The organism is Chitinimonas sp. BJB300 (genome assembly GCF_002735695.1).
In the GTDB taxonomy this organism is placed as follows: Bacteria; Pseudomonadota; Gammaproteobacteria; order Burkholderiales; family Chitinimonadaceae; genus Chitinimonas.
In genome coordinates this window covers 1-7,437 of record NZ_PDZH01000153.1, presented here as the reverse complement: position 1 = coordinate 7,437, position 7,437 = coordinate 1, and the positions used below count along the sequence as shown (strand labels likewise).

Here is a 7,437-nt window from a genome sequence, read left to right as displayed (position 1 = left end):
ATTCTGGAAACGGGTAATGATTCCTACCGATTCAAACACCGCAAGAAAGGGTCGAAGACGTACTGAGTAAATGGAAAGAATTGGACGCTGTTACCTGGTAACTATTGGGCGCTGTTTGACACTTTGCTTCTGCGCGAATTTCTGCCAAATCAGGGAACACCAACCACTGTTTATTTTCCAGCGATTGAATAACCAATTCGCCCAACTTGTCCCAATCCCATGCTTCATGACGGATTAAGTCCAAAGCAATTTCAATTGTCGGTACGCCGATTGCCAGTAATTTGGCGCGCTTTTCTTCATCGACAAAATGATTCACCGCAATTTCAATGAATAATTGGCCAGGCTTTTGGTGTGCAGTCACGTCCGGTCGTATATCGCCCACTGCCGCTTCTAACACCACCTCATCGAAAACGTTTTCGTTGGCCTCAAGCGTGATCGTGGCAGACGCAGTCCGACCGTCTTCCAGCCGTGCAGTCTCTGTAACGCTGATTGCAGGCACCCAAAGCTTCATGGCGCGTCTGATGCATTCCTTAGCAGCCTTATGCAGCGCGGATTCCGCCGCATTCTCACAATCGGTTTCCTGCGCGTGGGCAAAATGCCATGTTCTGACCTGCCCCTGACGGGCCATCAAGGGGCATTGGCAGGCAACGCAATAGCACTCACAGGCAAGTCCTCGGTCTACTTCACCCACCGAAACCAAAAGTCCTTCCTTGGTAACGGCAAAGTGTTGAAGCGATGTCGTTGGCATCATTTTTTATCGTCCTTTGAAAGTCACAGATCCATGCGAAAACAAACGACAGATTCGGCGACACAGCCGGACAACAAACAGGGGCGCAACCCGGTTGATACAGGGTTGATGACACTGGAAGTGATTGATTTACTTGATAGGATTGCAGCGAGTTGGGATAAGGCCGACCAATTACCCGTACAAGTATTCCGGGCCTTGCTGAAGTTGCACCATCAAGATTCCACGACCGATAGCTTCACCGCCATGGACATTGCCGAAGCGATGGACGAAGTCCGTGGCTACGTCTGGATACAGGACAAGACCTATATCAATGAAGTGTCTCGAAAGGTCAGGGACAACTGGAAAAAACTGGAGGCTATTTGGAAGCAGAAGAAAACAGGGGTTTTGGAACAGCTGATCGATAAAGGTATCGCGGGGACTATCCTACTCGATAAGAAGGAAAGCATTGGAGGTGCCGGGCGTCTAAGCACGTATGCGATCCGACTAGAGATCACGGCGCAAGAATCCGAATTTCCAGCTATTGAACCAATCGCGCTGGCTGAAGGTGAGATCCATTACTTCACAGAGGATTTACTGGATGAAGGATGGCTGATTACATTACTGAGCGCCGGTTTCGAAATGATCGGTTGGAAACGCTCGATATTCAGGGGCGTAATCTGTGTACCTTTTTTTGTGTTTTTCTTTTACTTGATTTTTCTGCTTGCTCAACTTTCAGTTACTCAATTCTGGGTTGACTGGCGATCTATTTTTCTTACTTGCATTCTGATTGCCTGGTCATGCTACGCAGCGAAAAGCGTTATTGATCTACTGGAACTGCGTGTAGTTCTAGCGCCATTTTGGATTTTTCAGTCGGAAAATGATGTAGTCCTTGAGTGGCGAACGCCTCCGAATCACAAGATCAAACATATTCAGGCTGTTCGCTATAAAGCCCAGTGCCTTGTTTGTGATGGACGCGTTCGCGTGCGAAAAGGGGGGATTCGATTTTGGGGTCGATTGATTGGGGCCTGTGAGGCATCACCCAGGGAACATGTCTACAGCTTTGATCATGTGACAAAGCGGGGAAAAGAACTTTAAGTAGTAAGGGCCAGGTTGCCAGTAATGTTGACAGCGTCTGATGCATCGGCCGGCAAACAACCGCGAATAGCAGGGAAACATCCAAAGAGTCCCTCGTTCCAATAGGGGGTCTTCTGCATACCCCCTTTCAGACATGCGCCACTTTGAAAAACAGGGGCGTTATTCATTCACGCAGTAATTCTTACGGTACCTTAGCTGAATGCAGTCTTGGCCAGCGTTCAAACGCAGTCCCTAACGCCTAGGCGGCCACCACGAGTACGACTTGTTTTGTATAGCGAAATTAGGTAAGTTATATTAACCGCATAATATTCCTAACATGAATATAAGTCTCCATATGGACCCCATTCTCAATCCCTATGCACCCGGCGCTGGTACGCCTCCCCCCGAACTGGCAGGTCGAGACGCCTTGCGCGCACAGGTGGCCACGTCGATCGCTCGCGTCAAGATCGGGCGGCCAGCAAAAAGCGTACTGATGGTTGGCTTACGCGGCGTCGGCAAGACAGTTCTATTGGACCAAATGCGTAAGGAAGCCGAAAAAACCGGCGCACTAACCATCCGACTAGAAGTACCTGAAGGTCGCTCGCTGCCGGCATTGCTGGCACCCCAGCTTCGCGTTGTACTGCATAAGCTAAATCGATTCGAAGCTGCCAAAGATCTGGCTATGCAAGGACTACGCGCACTGACCGGATTCGCCACATCGTTGAAAATGAAGTACCAGGATATTGAAGTCGGTCTTGATGTCGAAGGTGAAGCTGGCTTGGCTGACAATGGTGACCTGGAGGGTGACCTGGCAACGCTATTCGAACAGGTCGGCCTTGCCGCAAAAGCCGCTGAGACCGTGGTCGTCCTCTTTGTGGACGAACTACAGTACATCGCCGAAGAGCAATTCGCGGCTTTGATATCTGCGCTGCACCGGTGCGCGCAGTTGCAGTTGCCGTTAACGTTGGTAGGCGCAGGCCTGCCGCAATTGCTGGGGATCGCTGGCGATGCCAAGTCCTATGCTGAACGACTTTTCGATTTTCCGTTTATTGGTCCGCTCGACGACGAAGCGGCGAGTGATGCGATCGTCAAACCTGCGCAAAGCGAAGGTGTGGACTATCAGCACGAAGCGGTTAAGACGATTCTTAAGGCAACGGAGGGCTATCCCTACTTTCTACAGGAGTGGGGAAAGCACGCTTGGGATGTCGCTACAGTCAGTCCGATCACTGGCGACGATGTGGTGCAGGCGACTGCCGAAACGCTGGCCGCGCTCGATGAGAGTTTTTTCCGAGTGCGCTTTGACCGACTCACCCCGAAAGAAAAAGAATACTTGCGAGCCATGGCGGAGCTTGGGCCTGGTCCTCACCGTTCCGGCGACATAGCGCAAACGCTTGGCCGCAAAGTCAGTGCGCTCGCACCCGTTCGCCAGAGCTTGATCACAAAGGGGATGATTTGGAGTCAGGCCCATGGTGAAACCGCATTTACCGTACCCTTATTCGATGCTTTCATGAAACGCATCATGCCGGGCGATGATTGGAAAGCTTGAAAAGATGTTCATTTTTAAAAACAGATCAATGCTGAAACTTGCTGTAATTATCACCCTGCTTCTCCCTCTTGCAGAGGCTGCCTCGCTGTCTGGTCGAATTGTCGGCATTGCTGATGGCGATACCGCTACGCTGCTCACGCCAGAAAAGAAGCAAGTGAAAATCCGTCTGGCTCAAATTGATGCTCCAGAGAAAAACCAAGCCTTCGGCCAAGCCTCAAAACAATCGTTGTCCGACTTGATCTATCAGAAAGACGTTTTGGTTGAAGTTGAAACCATCGACAAGTATGGGCGTACCGTTGGCAAGATTCTTGTCGGTAACAACGACGTGAACCTGGAACAGGTTAGGCGTGGGATGGCATGGTTTTACGCCAAATATGGAAAAGACACAGTTTACCGTGATGCCGAGGCTAAAGCTCGCAATCAGGGGGTCGGCTTATGGTCTGAGCCAAATCCTGTGCCTCCGTGGGAGTTCAGACATGGCGGAAAATCATCCGAAACCAAGCAATCGGCAAACATCGTTGCATCCGCATCCAGCGGCAGCTGTGGCGCTAAACGTTACTGCAAAGAAATGGCATCGTGTGATGAAGCAATGTTTTATCTCAAGCAGTGCAGTTTAGCTCGACTAGATCGAGACGGTGATGGTTTGCCCTGCGAAAGCCTATGCCAGTAGGTGTAGCGGCTCGATAACATCGGTGGCTCGACCCGATTACATCGGTCTTTCTGAGACCACATTCGCTGAGAATATCCAGTCACTCCGGCCCACATTCAGTGAGAAGGAGCCCACATTATTTGATAACAGCCCGATAACATCCAGCTCGACCCACATTAACTGAGAATTGCGTAGACGCTGCATCGGTGGACCAGCATTGACGATTTTGCTCGTTTATTGTCCCTCTACCACTCATGCAATTTTCGATGGGACGGCTTTCCTGGACCGTATTCGTCCTTCGTATCAATCCTGCCCAGGCCCAACAGATGTACAGGGTTTAGTGCGCTAAAACGATCGATTTTTCGAACAGCAATGGTACAGCTCAATTTTTGCCAAAAGCAGCAAGTCTCCGTGCAAAATAGCAGTGCAGCGAAACAACGTTCGGTTGACTCCTCAATGGTGAGTATTCCAGACACTTCGGCATAATTATAAAACCTTGATCCAAACCCCTTGGTGATGCGGATACATAGCTCAAAGTCATTTTCGATTAATGTGGGCCGTGCCGGATGTTATCGGGCTGTTATCAAATATTGTGGGCTCCTTCTCACTGAATGTGGGCCGGAGTGACTGGATATTCTCAGCGAATGTGGTCTCGGAAAGACCGATGTTATCGGGCCACTACAAGTAGGTAGTACCTCGGAATTCGGGAATCTACCCATGCTTGCTTAGGTTGGGCGGTGTTGCTTCGCATGTTTCACACGCAATATTTCGACCGTGTCAGTCATTTTGAGGATGCGGTAGATGATGATGTAGTTTGCGTGTGTCACCAATTCACGCAAGCCATGAATTCGCCCCGGCTTGCCTAGCAAGGGGAACATAGCCAGCCCCTGGGTTTTCGCTTTTAGCTCGTCGCCAAATTCCTTGGCTGTTGCCGGGCTGTCTTCCCCTATGTATTGCACGACTGAACCGCTCCAGGTTTTGAGGAGGGTATTTCGTTAAAGTGTTTTAGCGAGTTGCGGGTAATAGTTTGCCTCAGCTTCTGCTGACGGGATGTAATGCTGGCTTAGTTGCAGCTAATCTCGGCCTGCCGACTTGGCTGGACGCAATTAATCCTGGCTAAAAAGTATAGTTAATGCTGGCCTGACCAGTTTGAAATGCTGGTCACCACATCTACGGCTGCTCCGATTGCTACCGGCTGGAGCGAAAGTTGCCGGGCGGGGTTCGCACCCGCTGAAAGTCCGTGGCTTTGCACTGCGCACAACACAAAGTACGTTAAGCTTGCGTCCTGGACTGGAAACGGAGCGCAAGCATGCTGGAGTATGAACTCACGCTACATCACACTGGCTTGACCCTGTGGGGTGACCGTGCAGCGCTGGAGCGCCTATATGGCTTCGTTGGCCATGTGGTGGATGAGAGCCATACCATCGAGGACAAGGAAGGCTTCGTCCTTGGCCTCTGCTATGACCTCCGCAAAGCTTTTGAAGGGCACCGCGAGAACCGTTGGCGTTTTGAGGGCACCGAGGACCAATGCCGCATCTACGGCGTCAAAATACTGTGGCCAGTGCTGCTGATCCAGATGTCTTTGCTGCGTCGTGCCATGGGGAGCATACCAACCAACCGGCACGATCAAGCGGTCATGTACGAACTTGAGCATGTGGTGGAATCCGCCTTACGCGCCGCGACACCGGCCACGGCCGACGACGTGTTACATGCGTCGTTCCGGGCTGGCACCGCGTCCTATACCCACATTGAAACCCTGCTGGACAGCCGTTGTTACTACTTCATAAAGCTACCTGCCAAGGAACGGCAGCACCTGCTTGCAAAACTGATGGAGACGTTCGATCCGGTTTACCAGTCGCTTGCCGAGGTCGGCGCGATCCTGCGGCCCGGCATCATCCCGCCCAATGCTTTTCAGGGAAGCCGTCAGGAATGGCCAGACTTTGAATGGTAGCGGGCGCCAATGGTCAGGTGAGTTTCAACGTGTGCTCGTCTCGTTCAGTGGAATGGAAGTCCTCCGCGAAAGGCAGGGCAAAGCCGCACCATCAGGACGCATTGAGTGGGCAACAGGGCTACTCCCAAACAAGCCCCAAAACTCATAATTGTGTGCCCTTCACACATGTCAAAACCGACCCATACCTGCCGCTCCACTATGCGAACGCACCAAACTTAAAAGTTGTTCCCAACTTACTCTTTTAATTCGCTTGAATTCTTGATGGTTAAAGCATCATTTGACTATGGGTTACCCAGTCGCTTGACGGTACTCATTTCCACTAATGAGCGCATTTGCGTGATGGCGGTTCCATTCAGTTGTAACAGACGCTCTGGTGCAGGCAGACCCTGGTGGATCAATACGGCGTTGATGCTCTCCAAGTTTGAAAGCACGACAAGTTGTTCCAGCGTAGCGGTATCTCGTATGTTACCGGGCTGATCTGGGTTGGCTTGTCGCCACTGCGCTGCTGTCATGCCAAACAACGCGACATTGAGCAGGTCTGCTTCGCTGGCGTAGACGACGACTGACTGCTTCTTGTTCAATACAGAAGGAATCAGACGCTCCTTGATCGCATCGGTATGAATGCGATAGTTGACCTTGGCAAGCGTACGCTGAAAGTTCCATTCCTGGGATGTTGTGAGCGCTTCTTCGTTCTTGAGCCGCTGGAATTCCCTGATCAGGTACAGTTTGAACTCAGGACTGAGCCAGGAGCCAAACTCGAACGCAATGTCCTTGTGGGCAAACGTGCCGCCGCCACGGCCGGCCTTTGCATAAATGCCGATGGCGTCTGTTGCCTCTATCCACTTCTTCGGTGACAGGGAAAAGCTGTTTAGTCCAGCCTGGTTCTTAAACCTCTCGAATTCGAGAGGTTTAAATGCTGGGTTGTAGAGTTGTTCCCAAATGCCCAGGAATTCGATGGTATTGCGGTTGCGCAACCAGCCATACAGGATGCTTTCATCGCCGAATCGCTTCACCATGTCGGTGAGTGAAATATAGTCCTGCTCGTTACGACTCGTGATGGTCACGTCGGCGCCATGCACGGTGATGGTACGGTTCTTCATTTGGGTCCAGTGTTGTCGGGAGAGGCGGATGTTTTCCTGCGCAAATCTGCCGCTGGCAAAATCACCCAGCATTCATCGCTATAAAAGAGAAATCAACGAATACGTAACATGGTGGTATGGGCCACCCGCCTGAGTTGCCAGAGGTTGGATCTCACTGCAACTTGTAATGGGTGTCCTTGTACTTCAGGTCCAATGCAGCTTCCTTATTGGTGATACAGGCGATCGCTTTCGGCAGATCCTTGATACTGTCCGTATAGATACTCACTTGGTCCGTTGCCCTTGAGATGGCCACATAGAAGTTTTCACGGCTGGTGGTAAGACTTCGGGTGTTGATATCGACCAGAATGCCGTGTTTCGTCAAGCCCTGTGAACTATGTACGGTACTTACAT

The 7,437-nt window shown here is 51.2% G+C and carries 8 protein-coding genes; 4 read left to right on the top strand and 4 right to left on the bottom strand.

Annotated features, from left to right (window positions below):
* Positions 1-31: 31 nt before the first annotated feature.
* Entirely contained in the window at positions 32-628 is a 597-nt protein-coding gene (locus CSQ89_RS18525; RefSeq protein WP_099407552.1) for a competence protein CoiA family protein, read from the bottom strand.
* On the opposite strand from CSQ89_RS18525, the gene CSQ89_RS18520 reads away from it, so the two are divergent.
* The 3 genes from CSQ89_RS18520 to CSQ89_RS18510 all read left to right on the top strand — a co-directional run bounded on the left by CSQ89_RS18520 (position 542) and on the right by CSQ89_RS18510 (position 4,017).
* The gene (locus CSQ89_RS18520) at positions 542-1,822 is read left to right on the top strand and encodes a hypothetical protein (protein ID WP_186293432.1); all 1,281 of its coding nucleotides are present in this window, start codon (positions 542-544) and stop codon (positions 1,820-1,822) included. The genes CSQ89_RS18525 and CSQ89_RS18520 overlap by 87 nt on opposite strands.
* Before the next feature lie 316 nt (positions 1,823-2,138).
* A complete protein-coding gene (locus CSQ89_RS18515; RefSeq protein ID WP_233203315.1) occupies positions 2,139-3,347 on the top strand; it encodes an ATP-binding protein in 1,209 nt (402 codons plus the stop codon).
* 4 nt (positions 3,348-3,351) lie between these two features.
* On the top strand, positions 3,352-4,017 hold the full coding sequence (locus CSQ89_RS18510; protein WP_099407553.1) for a thermonuclease family protein: 666 nt from the start codon (positions 3,352-3,354) through the stop codon (positions 4,015-4,017).
* Between the two features lie 704 nt (positions 4,018-4,721).
* Here CSQ89_RS18510 and CSQ89_RS18505 read toward each other — a convergent pair.
* Complete coding sequence (locus CSQ89_RS18505; protein ID WP_099407549.1) at positions 4,722-4,955, bottom strand: type II toxin-antitoxin system RelE/ParE family toxin; 234 nt, start codon at positions 4,953-4,955, stop codon at positions 4,722-4,724.
* A gap of 350 nt (positions 4,956-5,305) precedes the next feature.
* On the opposite strand from CSQ89_RS18505, the gene CSQ89_RS18500 reads away from it, so the two are divergent.
* Positions 5,306-5,947, top strand: a complete 642-nt coding sequence (locus CSQ89_RS18500) for a DUF6904 family protein (protein WP_099407548.1) — start codon at positions 5,306-5,308, stop codon at positions 5,945-5,947.
* Between the two features lie 281 nt (positions 5,948-6,228).
* On the opposite strand, the gene CSQ89_RS18495 is transcribed toward CSQ89_RS18500, so the two are convergent.
* Positions 6,229-7,047 carry a KilA-N domain-containing protein gene (locus tag CSQ89_RS18495; RefSeq protein ID WP_099407547.1) on the bottom strand — a complete coding sequence of 273 codons (819 nt, stop codon included), beginning with the start codon at positions 7,045-7,047 and terminating at the stop codon, positions 6,229-6,231.
* Between the two features lie 151 nt (positions 7,048-7,198).
* The coding region (locus CSQ89_RS18490; RefSeq protein WP_143747090.1) for a helicase C-terminal domain-containing protein at positions 7,199-7,437 on the bottom strand (239 nt) is incomplete at its 5' end.

Excerpts from the sequence above, each read along its gene's own strand:
- CSQ89_RS18520 (WP_186293432.1), top strand. The coding sequence starts at position 542 with ATGCAGCGCGGATTCCGCCGCATTCTCACAATCGGTTTCCTGCGCGTG.
- CSQ89_RS18525 (WP_099407552.1), bottom strand. The coding sequence starts at position 628 with ATGGCCCGTCAGGGGCAGGTCAGAACATGGCATTTTGCCCACGCGCAG.
- CSQ89_RS18515 (WP_233203315.1), top strand. The coding sequence starts at position 2,139 with ATGAATATAAGTCTCCATATGGACCCCATTCTCAATCCCTATGCACCC.
- CSQ89_RS18510 (WP_099407553.1), top strand. The coding sequence starts at position 3,352 with ATGTTCATTTTTAAAAACAGATCAATGCTGAAACTTGCTGTAATTATC.
- CSQ89_RS18500 (WP_099407548.1), top strand. The coding sequence starts at position 5,306 with ATGCTGGAGTATGAACTCACGCTACATCACACTGGCTTGACCCTGTGG.
- CSQ89_RS18495 (WP_099407547.1), bottom strand. The coding sequence starts at position 7,047 with ATGAAGAACCGTACCATCACCGTGCATGGCGCCGACGTGACCATCACG.